The organism is Amycolatopsis sp. NBC_00438 (assembly GCF_036026695.1).
Classification (GTDB): Bacteria; Actinomycetota; Actinomycetes; order Mycobacteriales; family Pseudonocardiaceae; genus Amycolatopsis.
Window position 1 is genome coordinate 6,923,887 of record NZ_CP107923.1, and the last position, 20,672, is coordinate 6,944,558.

General features: G+C 72.8%; 17 protein-coding genes. 3 read left to right on the forward strand and 14 right to left on the reverse strand.

Features of this window, described 5'->3' with window-relative positions:
- Window positions 1-124 precede the first annotated feature (124 nt).
- Together OG494_RS31060 and OG494_RS31065 are read right to left on the reverse strand one after the other, a co-directional pair.
- On the reverse strand, window positions 125-1,489 hold the full coding sequence (locus tag OG494_RS31060; protein ID WP_328444748.1) for an extracellular solute-binding protein: 1,365 nt from the start codon (window positions 1,487-1,489) through the stop codon (window positions 125-127).
- Between the two features lie 23 nt (window positions 1,490-1,512).
- Entirely contained in the window at window positions 1,513-2,748 is a 1,236-nt protein-coding gene (locus OG494_RS31065) for an ROK family transcriptional regulator (RefSeq protein WP_328459072.1), read from the reverse strand.
- A gap of 251 nt (window positions 2,749-2,999) precedes the next feature.
- On the opposite strand from OG494_RS31065, the gene OG494_RS31070 reads away from it, so the two are divergent.
- Entirely contained in the window at window positions 3,000-3,467 is a 468-nt protein-coding gene (locus OG494_RS31070) for a hypothetical protein (protein ID WP_328444750.1), read from the forward strand.
- Window positions 3,468-3,593: 126 nt separating this feature from the next.
- Here OG494_RS31070 and nudC read toward each other — a convergent pair whose 3' ends face one another.
- Genes nudC through OG494_RS31095 form a run of 5 tightly spaced genes read right to left on the reverse strand, consistent with a single transcriptional unit; the run spans window position 3,594 to window position 10,661 of the window.
- Window positions 3,594-4,613, reverse strand: coding sequence for an NAD(+) diphosphatase (nudC, locus tag OG494_RS31075; protein WP_328444752.1), 1,020 nt, complete (start codon window positions 4,611-4,613; stop codon window positions 3,594-3,596).
- Window positions 4,613-6,004, reverse strand: a complete 1,392-nt coding sequence (locus OG494_RS31080) for a M16 family metallopeptidase (protein WP_328444754.1) — start codon at window positions 6,002-6,004, stop codon at window positions 4,613-4,615. The genes nudC and OG494_RS31080 overlap by 1 nt, the downstream gene beginning before the upstream one ends.
- A complete protein-coding gene (locus OG494_RS31085; RefSeq protein ID WP_328444756.1) occupies window positions 6,001-7,293 on the reverse strand; it encodes a M16 family metallopeptidase in 1,293 nt (430 codons plus the stop codon). The genes OG494_RS31080 and OG494_RS31085 overlap by 4 nt, the downstream gene beginning before the upstream one ends.
- Before the next feature lie 9 nt (window positions 7,294-7,302).
- Window positions 7,303-8,925 (reverse strand): DUF2207 family protein, encoded by a 1,623-nt coding sequence (locus OG494_RS31090; protein WP_328444758.1) that lies wholly within the window; start codon window positions 8,923-8,925, stop codon window positions 7,303-7,305.
- 2 nt (window positions 8,926-8,927) lie between these two features.
- Entirely contained in the window at window positions 8,928-10,661 is a 1,734-nt protein-coding gene (locus OG494_RS31095) for a DUF2207 family protein (protein WP_328444760.1), read from the reverse strand.
- A 696-nt stretch (window positions 10,662-11,357) separates the two neighbouring features.
- On the opposite strand from OG494_RS31095, the gene OG494_RS31100 reads away from it, so the two are divergent.
- The gene (locus tag OG494_RS31100; RefSeq protein WP_328444762.1) at window positions 11,358-12,407 is read left to right on the forward strand and encodes a neutral zinc metallopeptidase; all 1,050 of its coding nucleotides are present in this window, start codon (window positions 11,358-11,360) and stop codon (window positions 12,405-12,407) included.
- Between the two features lie 7 nt (window positions 12,408-12,414).
- Here OG494_RS31100 and OG494_RS31105 read toward each other — a convergent pair whose 3' ends face one another.
- On the reverse strand, window positions 12,415-13,434 hold the full coding sequence (locus OG494_RS31105; RefSeq protein WP_328444764.1) for an RDD family protein: 1,020 nt from the start codon (window positions 13,432-13,434) through the stop codon (window positions 12,415-12,417).
- A 33-nt stretch (window positions 13,435-13,467) separates the two neighbouring features.
- On the opposite strand from OG494_RS31105, the gene OG494_RS31110 reads away from it, so the two are divergent.
- On the forward strand, window positions 13,468-14,475 hold the full coding sequence (locus tag OG494_RS31110) for a stage II sporulation protein M (RefSeq protein ID WP_328444766.1): 1,008 nt from the start codon (window positions 13,468-13,470) through the stop codon (window positions 14,473-14,475).
- Here the strand turns inward: OG494_RS31110 and OG494_RS31115 are convergent.
- The 6 genes from OG494_RS31115 to OG494_RS31140 form a co-directional block, all read right to left on the reverse strand.
- Window positions 14,467-15,246: an RICIN domain-containing protein gene (locus OG494_RS31115; protein ID WP_328444768.1), complete on the reverse strand. Its 780-nt coding sequence runs from the start codon at window positions 15,244-15,246 to the stop codon at window positions 14,467-14,469. The genes OG494_RS31110 and OG494_RS31115 overlap by 9 nt on opposite strands.
- 97 nt (window positions 15,247-15,343) lie before the next feature.
- Window positions 15,344-16,636: a DUF58 domain-containing protein gene (locus OG494_RS31120; RefSeq protein WP_328444770.1), complete on the reverse strand. Its 1,293-nt coding sequence runs from the start codon at window positions 16,634-16,636 to the stop codon at window positions 15,344-15,346.
- A gap of 1 nt (window position 16,637) precedes the next feature.
- Window positions 16,638-17,609: an AAA family ATPase gene (locus OG494_RS31125; RefSeq protein ID WP_328444772.1), complete on the reverse strand. Its 972-nt coding sequence runs from the start codon at window positions 17,607-17,609 to the stop codon at window positions 16,638-16,640.
- Window positions 17,606-18,745: a DUF4350 domain-containing protein gene (locus tag OG494_RS31130; RefSeq protein WP_328444774.1), complete on the reverse strand. Its 1,140-nt coding sequence runs from the start codon at window positions 18,743-18,745 to the stop codon at window positions 17,606-17,608. Before OG494_RS31130 ends, OG494_RS31125 begins: the two co-directional genes overlap by 4 nt.
- Complete coding sequence (locus OG494_RS31135; RefSeq protein ID WP_328444776.1) at window positions 18,742-19,389, reverse strand: DUF4129 domain-containing protein; 648 nt, start codon at window positions 19,387-19,389, stop codon at window positions 18,742-18,744. Before OG494_RS31135 ends, OG494_RS31130 begins: the two co-directional genes overlap by 4 nt.
- A complete protein-coding gene (locus tag OG494_RS31140) occupies window positions 19,383-20,558 on the reverse strand; it encodes a hypothetical protein (RefSeq protein WP_328444778.1) in 1,176 nt (391 codons plus the stop codon). The genes OG494_RS31135 and OG494_RS31140 overlap by 7 nt, the downstream gene beginning before the upstream one ends.
- Between the last annotated feature and the right edge of the window lie 114 nt (window positions 20,559-20,672).

Sequence of the window (20,672 nt, forward strand, 5' to 3'; positions counted from 1 at the left end):
CGGCGGCGCTTGGCCCGGCGGGCCCCCGCCCGCGCCTTTTCAGGCGCGGACGGGGAGCCGTCGGTCTTGGTGGAGAGGGTGCGGGGCGAGGCACTCTTTACCGCCGAGGCCCCATCGGGGGGAGTCATCCGCCCGCGCCCTTCTGCTTCAGTTCGTCGTCGATCTGCGCGTCCACCTTCTTCAGGCCTTCGGTCAGATCGGGGATCGAGCCGGCCTGCCACTTCTCGGCGAAGTCGTTGACCGCCTTGAGGTGCGCGTCACCGATCGGGGTGGTCTGGTTCGACACGAGCTTGCCGCTGTCGTACATGTCGAGGAACGTCTTGAACTGCGGCTGCAGGTCGAGGCGCGGCGACGTCAGCGAGGCCTTGGTGCTGGGCACGTTCTTCAGGCCGTTGGCCATGTCCACCAGGGTGTCGGTGTCCAGGGTGGCCTGCTTGATCAGCTCCCACGCGGCGCCGGGGTTCTTGGCACCCTTGGGGATCGCGATGATCGTGCCGGTGGTGAAGGCACTGCCGTACTTGTCCGCCATGGTGGTGAGCACCGGGGCGGGCGCGGTGGCGTAGTTCAGGGTCGGCGCCTGGTCCTTGATGAACGCGGTGCGGAACTCACCGTCGTAGATCATCGCCAGCTTGCCCTTCTGGAAGCCGTTGTCGGCGGAGTACTCGTCACCGAGGCCGGCCTTGAACTTCTCGACCTTGTCGTGGCCACCGAGTGCGTCGATCAGCTTCTTCTGGAACTCGAACATCGCCTTCCAGCCGGGGTTGGTGGCGAGGTCCGACTTGCCGTCCGGGCCGATGAACGGCGCGCCGAAGTTCGGCGCCCAGTACTGGGCCTGGTTGGCGTAGAACGGCATCGACGGCAGGAAGCCGGCGACCTTGATCGAGCCGTCCGCGTTGTACTCGGTCAGCTTCTTGGCGTCCTCGAGCAACTCGTCCGTGGTCTTCGGCGGCGAGGTGACGCCCTTCGCCGCGAACATGTCCTTGTTGTAGTAGAAGCCGTAGACGTCGGCGAGCATCGGCATCGCGCAACGCTTGCCTTGGTACTCGGTGTAGTTGCGGACCGCGTCGGGGATCTGGCTGAGGTCGATCTTGTCGCGGTCGATGTAGGGCTTCAGGTCCTGGAAGCTGCCGTTGGAGCACCAGGCGCCGAGGTTGTCGGTGTAGAACGAGATCGCGACGTCGGGCGGGTTGCCACCGCGGATCGACTGCGTCAGCTTGTCGTCGTCCTGGTTGCCCTCGTGCTTGATCTCGATGTTCGGGTACTTCGCCTTGAGCTTGTTCAGGCCCGCGGTGACCACGCCGTACTCGCGGTCGGTGAACTTGCTGTAGACGGTGATCGTGATCTTGTCGTCCTTGCCGGGCGCGGCGGCCGCGTCACCACTTCCACTATTAGGCGCGGCGGCGCCGGAACAGGCGCTGGTCAGCAGGACGGACGCCGCGGCCACGGCGATTAACGCTGCGCCGCGGCGGGTCCGGTTGGTAGGGCGCATGGCCCTCCTCCTCATCGGTTGGGCTACTCGGTTGGGGACGGGGCGGGACGGGTGTTCGGGACCGCCGCTTTACCGGGCGAGGGTCCGACCGCGGGCCTGCGCGACCCGAGGAGCGTGGGGGTGACGACGCCGAAGACGTCCTCACGGGTTTTGGCGAGCGCGGACTGCAGCGCGCCCGCGCGGACGGCGTTGCCCTGCACCGAAGCGCAGCCGACCGGGGTGCGTGGCAGGACGAGCGTGTGCAGGCGGTCCTGCACCAGCGCGGCGAAGTTCTCGCCACCGGCGCGGCTGGTGTCCCCGCAGAGCAGCACGAGCTGCGGGTCGGCGACCGCGACGAGGTTCGCGATGCCGCCGGCGACGCGCCGCGCGAGGTCGTCCAGGAAGGGGTGCTGCGTGCCGGCCTTCTCGACGGCGTCCCAGGCGGTGTCCGCGGTGATGCCGTGCGCGGCGGCGAGACGGCAGATGGCGGGCGAGTCGACGAGGTTGCCGAACCGGGCGCCGGCCTCGGGCCAGACGTCGCCGGTGTCGACGGTCGCCGGGTCGGGCACCCGCATCCAGTCGATCTCGCCCCCGCCGCCGGTGGCGCCGCGCAGCAGCCGCCGGCCGATGACGACCGCGCCGCCGACACCTTCGGACAGCCACACCATCACGAAGTCGTCGACGTCCTGCGCCTTGCCTGCGCTCATCTCCTCGACGGCGACGAGGTTGACGTCGTTCTCAATGAGGACGTCGACGCCGAGTTCGTCGCTGAGCTTCTGCGGGACGTCGAAGCCGAGCCAGCCGGGGATGTGCGGCGCGGAGGAGAGCAGGCCGGTGCGCGGGTCGAAGGCGCCCTGCGCGCCGATGACGACGTGGGCGAGCTCTTCGCGGGTGATCCCGGCCTGTTCGGCGACGTGGCTCAGCGCTTCGCCGAAGGTCCCGACGACGTCGGCGCCCTCGTGGACGGGCAGCGCGACCTGGTGCTCGGCGAGGATCGTCCCGGCGACATCGGCGACGACGAAGTCCGCGACGTGCGGCGTGAGGTCCACGGCGGCGACCCGGGCGAGGCCGCCGTTGGCCGACCAGAGCTGGGCGCGCGGACCGCGTCCGCCACCCCGCACGCCGGCCTTGATGACGAGGTTGTCCTGCTCGAGCCGGGTGATGAGCTGCGCGGTCGCGGGCTTGGAAAGCCCGATGGCGAGCTCGAGCTCGGCGCGCGTCAACGGGCCCTCCCGAAGGAGGACCTCGATGGCGGCGCGATCGTTGATCTCGCGCAGCATCCGCGGGCTACCGGCTCGCACTTGTCGTCGCTCCCGACTTAATTAGGATACTTTACAGACGGTTTCCGGGGACTGTAGTGAGCCGAGCCACAGCCGTCAACGGGCCCGGGAAACGGCCAGGTAACGCTTGAAGTCGCGCGTGTGACACGGCGCCGGGCGGCGTTTTCCCTGGTGGAGGGTGTGCGGTGCGACGTTTGCGCCGGTCAGCGGGTCACCGGAAAGCGGCTTGCCCGGCCGGGGATGCTGGTTTCGTGGACGTCGTCGCGCAGCAGGTATGGACCACCTGGACCACGCGGTCCAGGGGTGGCGCCGCAGCTTCGCGCCGCAACCGGGTGCCGACGGTGTTCCGGCTACCGGACCACGCGGGCGGGCAGGTCCACCGGGTGAATGTCGACGAATCGACCGGCTTCGAGCCGCGGTTCGCCTTGCGCCCGATCGGCGAGCTGAACGGCGTCACACTCCGGGAGCGGGACGGCGTGCTGGCGGTCCAGGTCGCGGCGGCCCCGACGGGGTGGCCACGGCGCGAGTGGCGGCCGATGGTCCGGCTCGAACCGGGCGAGTGGCTGCGCTGGCAGATCAACCACCGCTTCGGCGCGACGTGCCTGTGCGGCAGCGAGTGGAGCTACCGGCTGGAGACGCTGAGCCTGGCCTACGGCGGAGTTCCTGACTTCACCGGCACGCCGCCCCACACGGTGACAGAACTCGGCGACTTGCGCTAAAGGCCTTCCGAGCGCCGGGCGCGGCTCACGGGCCAAGCGCCCCAAGGCGGCTTCCGGTGCATCAGACGCAACCAAGGCGGCCTTCGGTGCGCGGGACGCAACCAAGGCCGCCTTGGGGCGTACGACTTACTCCTCCGCGTCCGCCCAGGCCTTGAGCATGACCCGGGCGATGGACGAGTTGCCCGGCAGGAGGATCTCCGCCGCGCCGTCCGCGATCGGGGTCGGCTTGGCGCCTTCGTTCCGCAACGAACTGTTCTCGAACGCCGCCCGCACCTCCGCGCGCGACACCCACAGCGCTTCCTCGATCTCGCCGTCCGCCGGGACCAGCGGCAGCGTGCGGTCCGCCCGGGCGGTGAAGCCCAGCATGATCGACCGCGGGAACGGCCACGGCTGGCTGCCGAGGTACCGGACGTCCGAAACCGACGCGCCCACCTCTTCGCGGATCTCGCGGAGCACGCACGCCTCCAGCGACTCCCCCGCCTCGACGAACCCGGCCAGCACCGAATACCGCCCGGCCGGCCAGATCGGCTGGCGGGCCAGCAGCACGTGGGAGCCGTTCGTGCCCTCCAGCGAGTGGACCAGGCAGATCACCGCCGGGTCCGTGCGCGGGTACTCCTCGCGGCCGTCGTTCGTGCACTTGCTCGCCCAGCCGAACTGGATCAGCTCCGTGGGATTTCCGCAGCGGGTGCAGAACTTGGCCTGGCGACGCCAGTTGCGCAACGCCTGCGCCGTCGTGAACAGCCCGGCCGACGTGTCGTCCAGCAGGTCGCCGTACCCACGCAGCTCGACCCAGATCTCGCCGTCGACGCGCGGGACCTCTTCGACGAAGCCCCAGCTCCCGGCCATCTTCACCGTGTCGGTTTCACCCGAAGGACCGCCCGGCAGCGACCAGTAGTCGGTGTCCTGCCACTCGCCGAGGAACACCGCGTCGGCGGGCGGCGAAGCACCGAAGTCGACGGCCTTGCGGAACGCCAGCACCGACGAACCCTCGACGACCGGGGTGCGCCCGGTGTCGTCCAGCAGGACGACCCGGGCGTCAGCCCAGCGGTTCAGCAATCGTGAAGGGTTGGTGCGCAAGCCTTCCTGGCGGTCCACAGTGGACCGGGACAGGGTCGGCAGGGCACCGAGGGAGAACGGGACGGACATCAGGCCGGCTCGCCCACTACGACGTCGCCCAGCGCGAGGAGCTTGCGTTCCAGCACCGCCGCGTCGCCGACGACCACGCCGGTGAACCGCTTGGGGGCGAAGAACTTCAGCGCCGCGTCGGCCACCTCTTCGGCGGTCACGGCGGCGACCCGCGCCGGGTGCTCGTTGAGCCACTCCAGGCCCAGCCCGGTCGAGGCCAGCGCCAGCACCTGGCCGGCCAGGCCGGACTGCGACGACGTCGAGGTCAGCAGCGAGCCGATCGCGTACTGCCGCACCGACTCCAGCTCGTCGCCCGCCGGCGGGACCTGGCCGAGACGGCCCAGCTCGTAGCGGGTCTCCAGCAGCGCCGGGGCGGTCGCGTCGGTCGCGGTGTCCGCGTCGACGTTGACCACCGCGGTGCCGTCGGTGAACTCGAACCCGGAGTGCGCGGAGTAGGTGTACCCCTTGTTCTCGCGGATGTTCTCGACCAGCCGCGACGAGAAGTACCCGCCGTAGGCCAGGTTCGCCAGCTGCAGCGCCGCGTACCCCGGGTCCGTGCGCGGCACGGTCTGCGCGGACAGCCGGATCTGCGACTGGACGGCGCCGGCGCGCGGCACCAGCAGCACGCTCGGGCCGGTCAGGTCCGGCAACGCCGGCAGCCGCACGGCCGAGCGGTCCGACGCCCAGGCGCCGAGCACCTTCTCCAGATCACCGATCACCGCGGTGGGGTCGATGTCGCCGACCAGCACCAGCACCGAACCGCGGGCCTGCACGGACGCCTGGTGCAGCGCGCGGACCTGCTCGGGCGTCACGACGGCGACGTCCTCGGCCTGCGGCACCTCGCGGGTGGCCGGGTGGTCGCCGTAGCGGTGCTTCTGCAGTGCTTCGCGGGCGATCGTGCGCGGCTGGGTGCGGGAGACGGCGATCCGCTCGACCAGCCGCTCCTTCTCGCGGGCGATCTCCTCGTCGGCGTAGGTCGCGCCGGTGAGGACGTCGCCGAGCACGTCGAGGAACGTCGGCAGCTTGTCGGCGAGCGCGGAACCGGTCAACACCAGGCGTTCCGGGTCGACGCCGCAGCCGATGTCGCCGCCGATCAGCGCCAGCTCGGCGTCGATCTCGATGCGGTTGCGTCGCGCGGTGCCGGTGAGGATGGTCTCGGCGAGCACCTCGGCGACCGCAGGGTGCAGCTTGTCGTCACCCGCGAACGGGATCCACAGCCGGGCCTCGACCATCGGCACGGTCGCCTTGCGCACGGCCACGACGCGCAGGCCGTTGGCCAGCGTGGTGTCCACATGGGACAGGTCGGCGGCCGTGCGCTGCTCGCCGAGCGGGGGCAGCGGGCGCGGCCCCCGCTCGGTGCGGCCGATCTCCTCGGCGCTGCGGTGCGTTGCAGAAGTCGTGGGGGAGCTCACTGCTCGTCGGTCCCTTCCGAAGCGGGCTTGACCACCAGGACGGCGCGCGCGTCGGGGCGCAGCGCCTTCGCCGCCGCCGAAACGGCTTCCGAGGTGACGGCGGACATCCGGTCCGCGAGCTGGTAGACCAGCGAGGCGTCGCCGTAGAGCAGTTCGAACGAGCCGAGCGCGAGGGTCCGGGACACCAGGCGGTCGTGCTCGGAGTGCAGGCTCGCGGCCCAGCGCGCGGTGACCTTGCGCAGTTCCTGCTCGTCCGGCGGGTTCTCGGCGATCTTCTCGAGCTCGTCGTCCAGCGCCGCGAGCACGCGCTCGCGCGGCACCTCGTGCGGGTGGATCAGGGTGATGGTGAACGTGTCCGGGTCGCGGGCCTCGAACGGGCCGAACAGCCCGGCGCCGGCGCCGATGTCGACGACCAGGGGCTCCTTGTGCACCAGCCGCTGCTGCAGCCGGGAGCCGTCGCCGTCGGTCAGCACACCGGCGAGCACGAGGTAGGCGAGGTAACCGCCGACGTCGTTGATCGGGTCCGGCATCCGGTAGCCGACGGCGAGCGCGGGCAGCGGGGCGTGCGGGTCGATCGTCTCGCCCTGCAGCTCGCTGGTCGGCAGCGGCTCGGCGAACGACGGCCGCTGCGGCGCCGGCCGGTGCGGGACGTCGCCGAAGTGCTGCTCGATCAGGTCCTTGGCGTTGGCGACCTCGAAGTCGCCCGCCACGGTGAGCACGGCGTTGGCCGGCGAGTAGTAGGTGTCGAAGAACGCGGCGCAGTCCTCGACGGTGGCGCTCTCGAGGTCCTCGAAGCCGCCGTAGCCGTTGTGCGCGTTGGGGAACGTCGAGTACAGGACCGGCGGCAGGGTGATCCACGGGAACCCGCCGTAGGGCCGGTTCAGCACGTTGAGCCGGATTTCCTCCTTGACGACGTCGATCTGGTTCGCCAGGTTCTCGGCGGTCAGCTTCGGCGCGCGCATCCGGTCGGCTTCGAGGAACAGCGCGCGTTCCAGCGCGGCACTCGGCAGCACCTCGAAGTAGTCGGTGTAGTCCGGATGGGTGGACCCGTTGAAGGTGCCGCCGCTGGATTGGACGTGCCGGAAGTGGGCGAGTTTCTCCAAGCTCTCGGAGCCCTGGAACATCAGGTGCTCGAAGAGGTGCGCGAAACCGGTGCGCCCCTCCGGCTCGGAGCGGAAACCCACGTCGTAGTGCACGCTGACGCCGACCACCGGCGCGGTCGCGTCGGGTGCGAGGACCACGCGCAAACCGTTGTCTAGGGTGTATCGGACGAGCTCGGGATCGGCCATGGCCCCACCCTACGACGGCTCGGCGGTCCCTGGCTTCCCGGCTGGCGGGTGAGAACCGCCGTCCGGACCCACAAGATCCAGCAGGTGCCCGCGGCGGGCGCCGGCGAACGTGCCTGCGAGGGCCGTCGCGAAGGATCCGGCCTGGTCAGGGCCGATTTCGCCGGCGTGCCAGTAGACCGGCGGCGGGTGCTTGAGACCGTCGAAAGCGGCCACCCAGGCGCTCAGTTCGCCCAGAGCTGACGCGTACGGCAGACCGCGTGAGAACACCAGTTCCCGCTGCGGCTTGCCGAGGTCCTTCACCCGCACCGAACCCAGCTCTTCGGCGACGCCGCGAAGCCGCCGTGCGACGTCGGTGCCCGCGCGGCGACGCGCGGGCAGCGCCGCCGACACCACCGCGGCGGCCGCTCCGGCCAGCGCGAGGATCACGCCGAGCTGGGCGTATCCGGCGGTCAGTGCCAGCAGGACGGTCAGGAACACGCCGTAGAAGACCACCCGGACGCCGGCGCGGCCGAGCCTCCGGGGCCGCGCCGCGAGCCAGCCGCGGCGGACAACGTCGGCATACAGCCCGTCCGGTGCGATAACGACGTGCCGCCGCCGCAGTTCGGCAAGCGTCACCGGGTCTTCCGGCAGGACGGCCGCGAACACCGCACGCTCGAAGGAGGTCAGGTGCTCGTCGGCCGGGTTGCGCCGGCTCAGCCGCCAGTCGCCGTCCTCGGCGCTCACCCAGATGTAGTTGCGGACGGCGAGGTCGAGCACGGTCGCGGCGATGTCCGCCGCGCCGGTGCGGCCGTGCAGCAGCAGGCCGACGTGACCCGGCAGCACGCCTTCCGGTGACGCGAACTCGCCGTTCGCGGTGATCAGCTCGACCTTCGGCGGCTCCCCCGCTTCGGCGTCACGGCGTCGCGCGAGCCACACGAGTACGACCGCGGCCAGCAGCAGCGCGCCGAAGCCCGCCCAGGCCCAGCCGACCGGGGCGGTGAGGACGAACGCGCCTGCGAGCGTCTTGGCGGGAACCAGCCGTGCGTTCGCCGGGACGGTGCCCGCGGGCAGCTCGACGGTCGCCGTCATCCGCTGGCCCGCGAGGAGGTTCTGCTGGCTGAACCGGGTCAGCCCGGCGTGGTCGATCTGCGCGGCACCGCACGGGAAGTCCGAATCGGCCGGCCCGGCCCGGCAGTCGACCGCCGTCGGGATCTCGGGCGCCGCGAAGGACGCGCGGAGGAACTTCAGCTCGGTGCTCCAGCCGCCGGCCAGCTCCCAGGTGACGCGGTTCCCGTCGACCGCACCGTCCACTGTGTACCGGACAGTCGAGGTGCCTGCCGTCAGGTGGATCGTGAAGGCGTCCTGGTCCACCGAGGCCGTGCCGCTGCCTTCGAGGACGACATCGCGCACGCCGTAGACGCGGTCGCGGTGGTGCGGCGCCGGGACCCGCAGCGGGACCCGGCGGTCCATCGTGACGCCGTTGGGGACCGACACCGCCTCGGCGACCGAAAGCGCGCCGTCACGCTCCACCTTGAGCTGGATCTCGGCGCTCTGCGGCAACGCGGGCGGCGGTGGCTGGTCCTGCGCGGCCGCGGGCCCGGCGACGGCCAGGAAGAGCGTCAGCGCCGCCGCGGTGACGTCCCGGCCGCGCACGGTCAGCGCGACGTGGCGCGGCCGGACTCGGTGAGCAGTCCGTCGAGCGCGGTCAGGAACGACGGGAAGTGCGCGCCGAAGCGGCGCAGGTCGCTGTCGGCCTCCATGCCGCCGTACCAGTAGAGGCCGGCCGTGCCGTCCGACGCCGGGTTGAGCGCGGCGAAGGCGCCCAGCCAGCGTTCGGTGTCACCCAGCACCACCGCGTACGGCAGCGACCGGGAGAACACCATCTCGCGGTCGCCCGGCGGGATGTCCTCGGCCTTGGCGTGGTGCAGGTAGTGCAGCAGGCCGCGGACCTGGCCGACGAGCACCCGGCCGCGCGCGGTGCGCGACGGCAGCAGCACGGCCGCGGCGGCGACACCGAGCCCGGCGAGCGCGACCGCGACCCCGAGCAGCGCGTACCCGGCGGTGAACGTGAGGATCGCCGTGACGACCAGGCCGAGCGCGAAGATCCCGGCGCCGAGCCAGGTCAGGCGGCCGCGCGCGGTGTCCGGGCGACGGGAGAACCAGCGCTTGGTGACGACGTCGGCGTACATCGCGTCGCTGATCCGGCGCAGGTCGAGGCCGCCGCGGGCGCGCAGCTGCGACACGAGCACGGCGTCGGTGCCCGCCGGCAGCAGCGTTTCGTAGACCGCGCGCTCGAAGTCGTGCAGGTGCTCGTCGGGCGGGTTGCGGCGGGCGAGCTGCCAGTCGGGCCCCGGTACTTCCGCGAGCCACAGGTAGTTGCGGACGGCCAGGTCGACCACGGTGGCGCTGATGTCGACGACGTCGACGGTCTCGTCGATCACCGTGCCGACCTGCCCGGGCAGCACGCCGTCCGGGGAGGCGAAGTAGACGCGCTCGCCGTCGCGCAGCAGCACCTCGACCGGCCCGGCGGCGGCGGTGAGCGCACCCGCGTCCTGCTTGCGGCGGCGCACCACGAAGACCGCGCCGGCGACGAGCAGCACCAGGAGGACGGCGAAGACGACGCCGGTCAGCGGCGTCAGGGCGAAGGCGTTGGCGAGCAGGCCGATGTCGGCGAACTTCGCGGTGGCCGGCGTGGTGTTCGCGGGCAGGCCGACCAGCAGGTCGACGCGGTCGCCCGGCTGGACGTCGTTCTGTTCCAGGCGCACGACGCCGGTGTGGTCGAGTTCGCTGAGCGTGCAGCGCCGGCTGGATCCGATCGGGCCGGCGAAACAGTCCACAGGGGACAACTCCGGCGACGGCGCGATGAACGACGCGGTGAGCTTGGCCAGCGGGCCGTCGAAGCCGCTCGCGGCCTGCCAGCGCGCCTGCTGCCGGCCGCTCTGGTCGGCGACCGCGCCGTCGACCAGGTAGGTGACGCTTCCGCTGCCCCCGGCGAAGGTCAGGACGAGCTGGTCGCCGGTGAGCTGGCCGGTGGCCGCGCCCTCGGTCTTGACGTCGCGGACGGCGAAGACGCGGTCCTGGTCGTCACCGGCCGAAACCCGCAGCGGAACGCGGGAAACGAGCTGCTGCCCGCCGGGGACGGTGACCTTCTCGGTGACGGAGAGGGAGCCGTCGCGCAGGAGCTTGAGCGCGACGTCGGCGGTCGCGCCGTCCGGGGCCTGGACACCCGGGACCTCACTGCCGAGCAGCTGCGGCTTCTTGACCTGCTCGCTCGGCTGCGCGGGCAGGGGCGGCCCGGCAGTCGGCCCGGTCGGCCCGTCGGCGGCGGCCGCGGGCCCGGCGGCGGCCAGCACACCCGCCGCGACGACGAGCCCCAGTTTCCTCAACACAGCACCACACCCTAGAGCACTGGATCTATGCTGACGGCCGGAACGGCGAGATCAGCGCAGGTACGCCGGTTCCGACGGGGTGAGTCCACGGGGGGTTCCGCACAGATGTCCCAACCGCCGCAGGGTCCGCACGACCCGCGACGTCCGGTGCCGCCTCCGGGCCGGCCGCCGTTGCCGCCACCGGGGGCGCGGCCGTTGCCGCCGCCCGGGAACCGGCCGTTGCCGGGCCAGCCGGGTCAGCCGGGCCAGCCGGGGCGGGGTCCGCAGGGCCGGCCGGGTCAGGGTCCGCAGGGCCAGCCGCCCGGGCAGGGGCCGACCGGGCCGCAAGGTCAGCCGGAGCAGGGACCCGCCGGACCGCAGGGGCCTGCCGGTTCGCCGCCGCAGAGCCCGCACGCACCGCGGAATCCGCAGTCGCCCGGTGGCCCGCCGCCGGGTTCGCGCGGTCCGCAGGGACCACCGCCGCGCCAGTCCGGCGGGCCGCCGCAGGGCCAGCCGGGGGTCCAGGGTCCGCAGGGCACCCAGGGGTTCCCCGCGCCGGGTCCGCCGTCCGGGCCCTATCCGCGTCCCGGCGGCTTCGGCGGGCCGCCGACCGGCCCGCAGTTCCGTCCCCCGCCGCCCGCCGGGGCGCCGCTGCCGCCGCCCGTGACGGCGCCCGCGCCCGTCTTCACCCCGGGTCACGCTGGACCGCCGCCCGCGATGGCGTTCGGGCCGCGGTTCGCGCCCGGGTACCGGCCCTACGTCGCGAAGAAGTCGAACGCCGGCGTGATCGTGGCCGTGGCGATCATCGGGATCGTGGCCGTCGTCGGCGGGCTGATCGCGGCCGTCGCGCTGACCGGCGGGCACTCGCGGCACGTCGCCGACGCCGGCTACTCCAGCACCTACCCGACCGAGACCTACTCCGAGACCACCAGCGACGAAACCACGGCCACGACGTCGTCCACCGAAGAGACGACCACGCGCCAGACCCGCACGTCCGGGCGCGAAACGCCGACGTCCCAGACGCCGGCCGGCCCGCACTCGGTCGCGGCCACCGGCGACAACCCGCTGTTCGGGAGCCCGAACTTCGGGCTGCAGAACGTCCCGTGCACGCTGAGCCGCTGGGCGACCGACCAGAACAGCGTCATGAAGTTCTTCCAGTCCGGCATCGCCTGCCTCGACGCGATGTGGTCGAAGGCCCTCGGCGGCGCCGACCTGCCGTTCCGGACGCCGAACCTGTCGGTGCCGCGGTCGCTCTCGGAGTCGTCGACGCCGTGCGGCAGCGGCGGCACGACCACCGGCGTCACGCCGTTCTACTGCCCGTCGAACAACACGATCTACATGCCGATGGACCGCATCGAGATCGAGACGTGGGGCAACCACCCCGGCCCGTACCTGTCGATCCTCGCCCACGAATACGGCCACCACGTGCAGAACATGGCCGGCATCTCCGACGCGTACGGCGAGCAGCGCTACGACGCGGGCGCCGACTCGGCGGTCGGCCTGGAGCTGTCCCGGCGCATGGAGCTCGAGGCGCAGTGCTTCTCGGGGATGTTCCTGGGCTCGGCGTCGGTCTCGGGCGGCTCGGTCGACAAGAACATCTACAACGAGGCCTGGAACGCCCAGGACCGCGGCGACGACTACGCCCGCAACGGCAAACGCGACCACGGCAGCGCCAAGCACAACATCTCCTGGTGGCAGCACGGCGCGACGACCAACCGCAGCCAGCAGTGCAACACGTGGACCGCGTCCGGCGGCGACGTCTCGTGACGCCGGGTCAGCTCGGCGGGGTGAACGGGTTCTCGGCGGGCACCACCGGGGTTCCGCGCGGCGGGGTCGGCTCGGAGGAGCCCCCGTATTCGGGTGCGGCCGCCTGCGCCGGGAGGGGCTGCGACGACGCAGCGTTCGGCTGCGCGGGGAAGGGCTGCGACGACGCCTGCCCGGGATAAGCCGGCGCCGCATACGCCTGCGCCGGGTAGGCGTGCGGCTGCGCCGGATACCCCTGCGCCTGCTGGGCCTGCGCTGCCGCGTAGGCCTGGAAGGCCTTGGCGTGGTCGCGGTTGCGCCGTTCCGCCAGCACCGCCGCGAGGAACGCCCACGGCGGCACCCCGGGCGGCACCGCCGCGCCCAGGGCGTTGCCGACCTGCTGCGCGAGCCCCCAGCCGAGCGCGTGCGACGCCTCCGGGCGCAGCTCGTTGAAGCGCGCGAGGAACTGGCGGCTCGCCAGCGCGAGGTCGTCCGGCAGCCGGGTCAGGTCGAGCTGCGACGCCCAGCCCTCGAGGCCCGGCGGCATGCCGATCGCCGGGTAGCCGGCGCTTTCCGGGACGCGTTCGCGCACCACGAGCGTCCCGGCGAGGAAGTCGCCGACGCGGCGGCCGTCGGACGAGCACAGCGACACGATCACGGCCACCGCGCCGAACAGCCCGAGCGTCCAGAAGTCGACGACGAACCCGGCGAGCCCGCGGGTCAGGGCGTGGCGGAAGCGGATCGGGCCGCCGTCGACGCGCACGACCCGCAGCCCCAGCGCCATCTTGCCCAGCGACCGGCCCCGCGAGAGCGTCTCGAACAGCACCGGGTAACCGACCATCACCAGCACCAGGAACACGAGGAAGAGGGTCAGCGCGAGCGAGCCGTCGTCGGCCGGGACGGTCAGCGTCATCACGAAGATCGCGCCGAGCAGGAGCGCGAACTGCACGACGACGTCGAGCGCCATCGCCAGGGCGCGGCTGGCGAGCTTGGCGACGCGCAGGTCCAGGACGACGGCTTCGCCGGTGACCAGCTCGGATTCCTCGTGCACGAGGCCCAGGGTAACGACGGATAGGGTGGCCGGGTGGATGTGGACGTCTTCGTGGTGGCGCACTCGGCGGAGTGGCACCGGCTCGGCGAGCTGAGCCGTCGCGGCGGCAAGCTCACCGGCGCCGAAGCCGACGAGCTGGTGACGCTCTACCAGCGGACGGCGACGCACCTGTCGATCGTCCGGTCGACCGCGCCCGACCCGGCGCTGATCGGGCGGCTGTCCGGGCTGGTAGCACGGGGCCGCAGCGCGATCTCGGGGTCGCACAACCCGGCGTGGCGCGAGGTCGCGCTGTTCTTCACGCACCGTTTCCCCGCCGCCGTCTACCTGTCGCGGCGCTGGTGGATCCCGGCCGCGCTGGCGTCGATCGCGGTGATGGTGGTGATCGCCGTGTGGGTCTCGGGCGACCCGCACGTGCGCGCGTCGATCGCGTCACCGGACGAGCTCGACCAGCTGACCAAACCCGGCGGCGACGCCGAGAGCTACTACTCGACGGGGCCGGCGACGTCGTTCGCCGCGCGCGTCTGGACGAACAACGCCTGGGTGGCGGCGACCTGCCTGTTCCTCGGCATCGCGCTGGGCCTGCCGGTGATCGGCGCGCTCTGGCTGAACGCGCTCAACGCCGGCCTGATCATCGGCGCGATGAGCGCCGCGGGCCGCGCCGACGTGATGATCGGCCTGCTGCTGCCCCACGGCCTGCTGGAGCTGACGGCGGTGTTCGTCGCGGCGGGCACGGGCCTCCGGCTCGGCTGGACGGTGATCGACCCCGGCCGCCGCTCCCGCACGGCCGCGCTGGGCGAGCAGGGCCGTTCGGTCGTGGTGATGGCGCTCGGGCTGGCGTGCGTGCTGTTCGTGTCGGGGGTCATCGAGGCGTTCGTGACGCCGTCGGGTTGGCCGACGTGGATTCGCGTCGGGATCGGCGTCGTGGCCGAGGTGGCGTTCCTGGTCTACGTCTTCACCCTCGGCCGCCGCGCGGCCCGCGAAGGCGAGGTCGGCGACCTCGACGCGCGGGACATCGGGGACGCGCTCCCCGAGTCAGCATAAGCACGAACCCTCGAAGGCGATCGACGATCCGTCGTCCAGTCCGGCGGTGCCGACGAACCGGGCCTCGAACTCGCCCACCTCCGTCAACGTCAGCTTCGGGCTCGACGCGGAACCGTCCGCGCCCGTCTTGACGGTCACCGTTTCCGCGCCCCCTTCGAAGACCAGGAGGTTCTTCGGGCGGGCCGCGCGGACGAAGAACGTCACCGGGACGTCGGCCGCCGGCTGGCCGTTTTCGCCGATCACGCGGACCACGAACGGCGCGCCCGGGTCCTTCGTCGTGAGGCGCTGGCCGTTGCCCGACAGGATGGCGAGGGTGCGGCCACCCGCGGCCCAGGTGTTCGAGATCCCGGTCAGGGAACAGACTTCCTGGTACAGCCGGGCGCCCGCGGCCGCGCCTTCCGCGGTGAGGCAGCGCGCGGTGGCGACGTTCGCGATCTCGACGAGCCCGGGCAGTCCCGCGACGCGCCGCCAGGCCTGGTGCTTGTCCTTGTCGTCACAGGCGGCGAGCTTCACCGCGACGCCGTCGACGGGGCTGGCCGCGGCCAGGCACTGTCCACTCGGGACACTCTTGAAGTGCTGGGACGTCTTGTCGTACGTCCATTTCGCGGTCGGGTCCTTGGCGTCGGCGAGGACGGGCTTGCCGTCGACGGCGGCGAGCGAGAGCGTCCCCCCGCCGTCGGCGAGGTAGACGGGCGCGCCGTCGTCGGCCGACGCGGGTACGGGGATCGACACGGCGGCCAGGACCAGGCATCCCACGAAAAGCTTTCGCATCCTCCGGGCTTAACAGCCCGCCGCGATGCGCACCACCGCAGCCACCCGCCCGAGGGACGCCGTGATCAGAACGCCGACACGCGAGCCGGCCCCGGGATCACAACCGCCCGGCGGCTTTCAGGGCCAGGTAGCGGTCCGCCAGGGCCGGCGGCAGCTCCTCCGGGACCGCGTCGACGACGCTGACCCCGCGGCGCGCCAGGCGTTCTGTCACCCGGCTGCGCTCCGCCATCGTCCGCGACGCCGCCGCCGCGTCGTACACGGCTTCCGCGTCCCCGCGCCCCGCCAGCATCTCCGACACCCGCGGGTCCGCGACCGACGCGATCACCAGCTCGTGCCGCGAGGTCAGCGAGCTCAGCACCGGGAACAGCCCCTCCTCCAGCGGCGCCGCGTCCAAGCCCGTCAGCAGCACCACCAACGCGCGCCGCCGCGTCCGCCGCAGGATCTCGGCGACCATCCCGCGCGCGTCCGTCTCGATCAGGGACGGCTCCAGCGGCGCCATGGCGTTGACCAGCGACGTCAGCAACGCCGCACCCGAGGAACCCTGCACCGCCGCGCGCAGGCGGCGGTCGTAGGCCAGCAGGTCGACGCGGTCGCCGGCCCGGGTCGCCAGTGCGGCCAGCAGCAGCGCCGCGTCCATCGCCGCGTCCAGGCGCGGGGCGTCGCCGACCCGGCCCGCCGAGACGCGGCCGGTGTCGAGCACCAGCACCACGTGCCGGTCGCGCTCCGGGCGCCACGTCCGGACCATGACGTCCGCCGCGCGCGCCGTCGCGCGCCAGTCGATCGAGCGGACGTCGTCGCCGATCACGTACTCGCGCAGCGAGTCGAACTCCGTGCCCTGGCCGCGGATCAGCACCGCGTTGCGGCCGTCGAGCTGCTGCAGCCGCGCGAGCCGCGACGGCAGGTGCTTGCGGCTGTGGAACGGCGGCAGCACGCGGACCGTCCACGGCACCGCGTGCGACCCCTGCCGCGCGGCCAGCCCCAGCGGGCCGACCGACCGGACCGTCACGCGCGCCGCCGTCCGGTCGCCGCGCCGCGAAGGACGCAACGCCGTCACCAACGCCCGCCGCTCCCCCGCCGGAACGCGCAGGACGTGCCGATCAGCGGCACCCGCCGACGGCGGCCACGCGTCGCGCAGCTGACCGCGGACCGCGCGGCCACCCGGGTTCGCCACGACCAGCGTCACCTCGCACGGCTCCCCGAGCCGCACCGACGTGTCACCGGAGCGCGCGAACGTCAGCGGCCGGACGCTCCCGGCCAGCAGGAGGTCCACGACGACCAGCACCAGCAGCACCCCGCCGACGGCCAGCAGGCCGGCCCGCGACGGCAGGAGCAGCCCGACCACCAGCGCGCCGAAGAGCGCCAGCAGCCCGAGCCTTCCGGTGACGGCCATGTCAGCGCGGCACGGGCACGGACGCGAGCACCCGGTCCAGCACGCCGTCCGCGGTGACGCCTTCGAGCTCGGCCTCGGGCCGGACGTCCAGGCGGTGCCGCAGCGCCGGCCGGGCCAGCGCCTTGACGTCGTCCGGGGTCGCGTAGTCGCGCCCGGCGAGCCACGCCCAAGCCCGGGTCACGGCCAGCAACGCCGTGGCACCACGGGGGGAAACGCCGATCCGCACCGACGGCAGCTGCCGCGTCGCCCGGCAGAGGTCGACGACGTAGCCGATCACCTCGGGCCCGATGGTGACCTTCGCGACGGCTTCGCGGGCGGTCGCCAATTCGGCGGCCCCCGCGACCGCGCGAAGGCCCGCCGCCGCGAGGTTGCGCGGGTCGAAGCCCTGCGCGTGCCGCCAGAGGATGCCGATCTCGTCCTCGCGCGAGGGCGTCGGCATGGTCAGCTTCAGCAGGAACCGGTCCAGCTGCGCCTCCGGCAGCGGGTAGGTGCCCTCGTACTCCACCGGGTTCTGGGTGGCGATCACGATGAACGGGTCGGGCAGCGGCCGCGACTTGCCGTCGAGCGAGACCTGCCGCTCCTCCATCGCCTCCAGCAGCGAGGACTGCGTCTTCGGCGGCGTCCGGTTGATCTCGTCGGCGAGCAGCAGGTTCGTGAACACCGGGCCCTCGCGGAAGGAGAACTCGCCGCTGTGCGCGTCGTAGACGATCGAGCCGGTGACGTCGCCGGGCATCAGGTCCGGCGTGAACTGCACGCGCGTCGTCTCCAGGCTCAACGACGCCGCGAGCGCCCGCACCAGCAGCGTCTTCGCGACGCCGGGGACGCCTTCGAGCAGCACGTGCCCCCGGCAGAGCAGGGCCAGGATCAGCCCGGTGACGGCGGCGTCGTTGCCGACGACGGCCTTCGCGACCTCCGCGCGCAGCGCGATCAGCGCGTCGCGGGCCCCGGTCGTGCCTTCGGTACCGCTGCTCAAGTTCGCTCCACCTCTCGTTCCACCCTGTCCAGTTCGCCGGCCAGCCGGACCAGCTCGGGATCGCCGGTCACCGGCGACCCGTACAGCACGGCGCCGACGTCGTTCGCGGGCCGGCCGACGCGCTCGCTCACCGACGTCACCAGCGCCGCCGCGTCGGCGTCGCGGGGCAGGCCCAGCGTGGTCCGCAACCGGGATCGCGCGGCTTCGCGCAGGGTCTCGCCGGCGTGGTCCGCCGCCTTCGCGCGCCGGTACAGCCGGGCGCGCCCCTCGGTCGTTTCGGCCGCCCGCACGACGATCGGCAGCGGCTCGGTGACGACCGGGCCGAGCCGCCGGGCCCGCCACAGGGCCAGCAGCGCGACCGCGATGAACGCCTGCGCGGCGCCGAAGTACCAGCCGTCGGGGATCAGCGCGAAGATCGACTTCCGCGAGTCGTCCAGCGCCGGGTCGGTCGCCGACGGCAGGTACCAGACCAGCTTCGGGTGCGGCCCGAGCAGGCGCAGGCTCAGCGCCGCGTTGCCGTCGTCGGCGAGCCGGCTGTTGGTCAGCGGCGCCGAGGTGCCGAGCAACGTCGTCGTGCCGCCGGTGTCGGCGAGCTGCAGCAGCGTGCCGCCGCCGTCCGCACCCGGGTAGCACGAGCGCGCACCCGGTGCGGCGTAACCGATCCCGCCGAGCGTGGCGTCGCCGGCCGCGACCGCGGCGGCGACCGTGCACTGCGGGCTGAGCGTGCCGACGTCGTTCTGGCCGACCGGCCGGACCAGCGGCAGGGAGTCCTTGAGGGTCGGCGCTCCCGGCGTCACGAGGACGACGTCGGCGGCGCGCTGCCGCAGCGCGTCGAAGCGCTTCGCCGGCACCAGGTCCGGCTGCGTGACCAGCAATGTCGTGTTCTCGCCGAGCGCGTCGTCCGCTTCGTCGATCGTGTGCGCGGTCCGGACGTCGACCCCCTGGCCGGCCAGCAGCTTCGCCAGCGCGTGCGCGCCGCCGGGTTCGTAGGAGCCGGGTTCGAGGGCGCCGTGCGTCTGCTCGCCGCGGCCGAGCAGCAGCAGCGCGGCGGCGGCGACCACCAGCGCGAGCAGGGCGAGGGGAATCCGGGAGCCGCGCCAGATCCGGCGCGCGTCCGGCGAAACCGAGGTGCTCACGAGGCCGCCATCACCACCGGCCGTTCCCGGCGGCAGCGTTCGTCCAGCTCGGTCAGCGTGCGGTACGCGGCTTCGGTGCCTTCGCGGCCGCCGTAGTGGACGTCGTCGAACAGGCGCGCGCCTTGCCGCAGCTCGCTCGCGACGTTCGGCAGCAGCACCCCGGCCTCGGCGGCGGCTTCGTCGGCCGTCCGGCCGGACCGCGCGTCCAGCAGCGCGCGTTCTTCCAAGGCCCGCACGAGCGCGCGGAAGCGGTCGCGGACGGCGTCGTCGTAGCGGCCGGCGGCCGCGGCCTCCGCGGCGGAGCGGCGGTAATCGTCGGCGCTCTGCCGCTTCCCGTCGAAGACCAGCCGGTCGGCCCGGGCCGCGCGGGCGATCTTGCCGGTGCGCAACCGGATCACGACGACCAGCACGATCAGCAGCACGACGATCAGGAGCAGGCCGAAGATCCCGCCCGGAACCACCGACGACAGGCCGTTCAGCAGCTTTTCCAGCTGCTCGCCGAGCCACTGCGCGACCTGCTGCAGCACGCTCGGGCGCGCCTGCTGGTACTTCGGGTCGGTCAGCTCCTCCTGCGCGGCGCGGCGCGCGGTGTCCCGGTCGATGTCGACTGGGACGTCCCTCGGCAGGAACGGCAACGTCACCACGCCTGCGGCGGCGTCACCCCGGCGGCGCGGGCCAGCTCGATGTCCATGCCTTCGCGGCGCATCCGCTGGTCCAGGTAGATGATCACGGTGACCAGCGCGACGAACGGCATCGCGATGGTGCCGGAGACGATCTGGCCGACGCCCTGCAGCAGCAGGTCGCCGGTGCCCGGCACGACCGGGGCCGCCGACGGGTTCAGCACCTGCTGGAACACGCTGGTGCCGAGGGTGAACGGCAGCTGGATGATGGTGTTGAACAGGTACTGGATCACCCAGGCCAGCGCCAGGATGCCGAGTACGCGCCAGAACGCGCGGCTGACCAGCTTGACCGAGCGGGAGAACGCCTGCTTGAACGTGCCGCGTTCCAGGATCAGCGCCGGGCTGGCCAGCGCCCAGAACACGTACGCGACCACACCGGGGACCACGCAGAGCATCAAGCCGATCGTCGCGACCACCGAGTAGACGAGCCCGACGCCCAGCAGCGGCAGCAGCCGCGGCCGCACCTCGGCCCAAGCGATCGAGAAGGTCACTTCGCGCCCGAGCGCGGCGCGGCCCATGACGGCGGCCAGGAAGCCGTTCAGCAGCGTCGTCAGCAACGTCGTGAGCGCCGCCGACGGCAGCACCAGCAGGAACACGTCGCCGAACGCGCTGAACAACGCGTCCTGCGCCTGCGAGTCGGTCGCGCCGGGGCCCAGCTCGGCGACCGAGGTCAGCTTCTCCAGGTCGGCGTAGAGGTACTTCTGCACGAGGAACGAGATCCCGGCCGAAAGCACCGCCAGGACCGCGCCGACACCCAGGATGAGCAGCGGGTTGCGGCGGATCGCGGTGATCGCGCCGTCGAGGATGTCGCCGATGTTGAGCGGGCGCAGCGCGATCACCCCGGGTTTGCCCAGCCCGTGCGGGCCGGAGGCGCGCTGCTGCGGGAACTGCGGGTACTGCGGCGGCGGCCCGCCGTAGGGCGTCGGGGCCTGCTGCTGCCACCCGGGCGGCGGCGGCTGCGCACCGCGCGGGTCCGGGGCCTGCCAGCCGGTCGGCGGCGTCGGTGGTGACTGATCGTGACCTTCCGGCGGCTTCGCCTCACCCGATCCAGGAGCGGGAGCCTGGGCGAAGCCCCGGCTCGGTGTCGGCGTGTCGGCGCCCTCTTCGCCGGGCGCGCCACCGGTCTCTGTCATCGAAGCCCCTCGCCTGCGGTACCTGCTTGCGGACACTCTCTCAGAGCGGGTTGCACCCGGCCAGACCTGGGGTGACGTCCATGCGCCGCGACAGTGCGCACACGGACGGGTGCG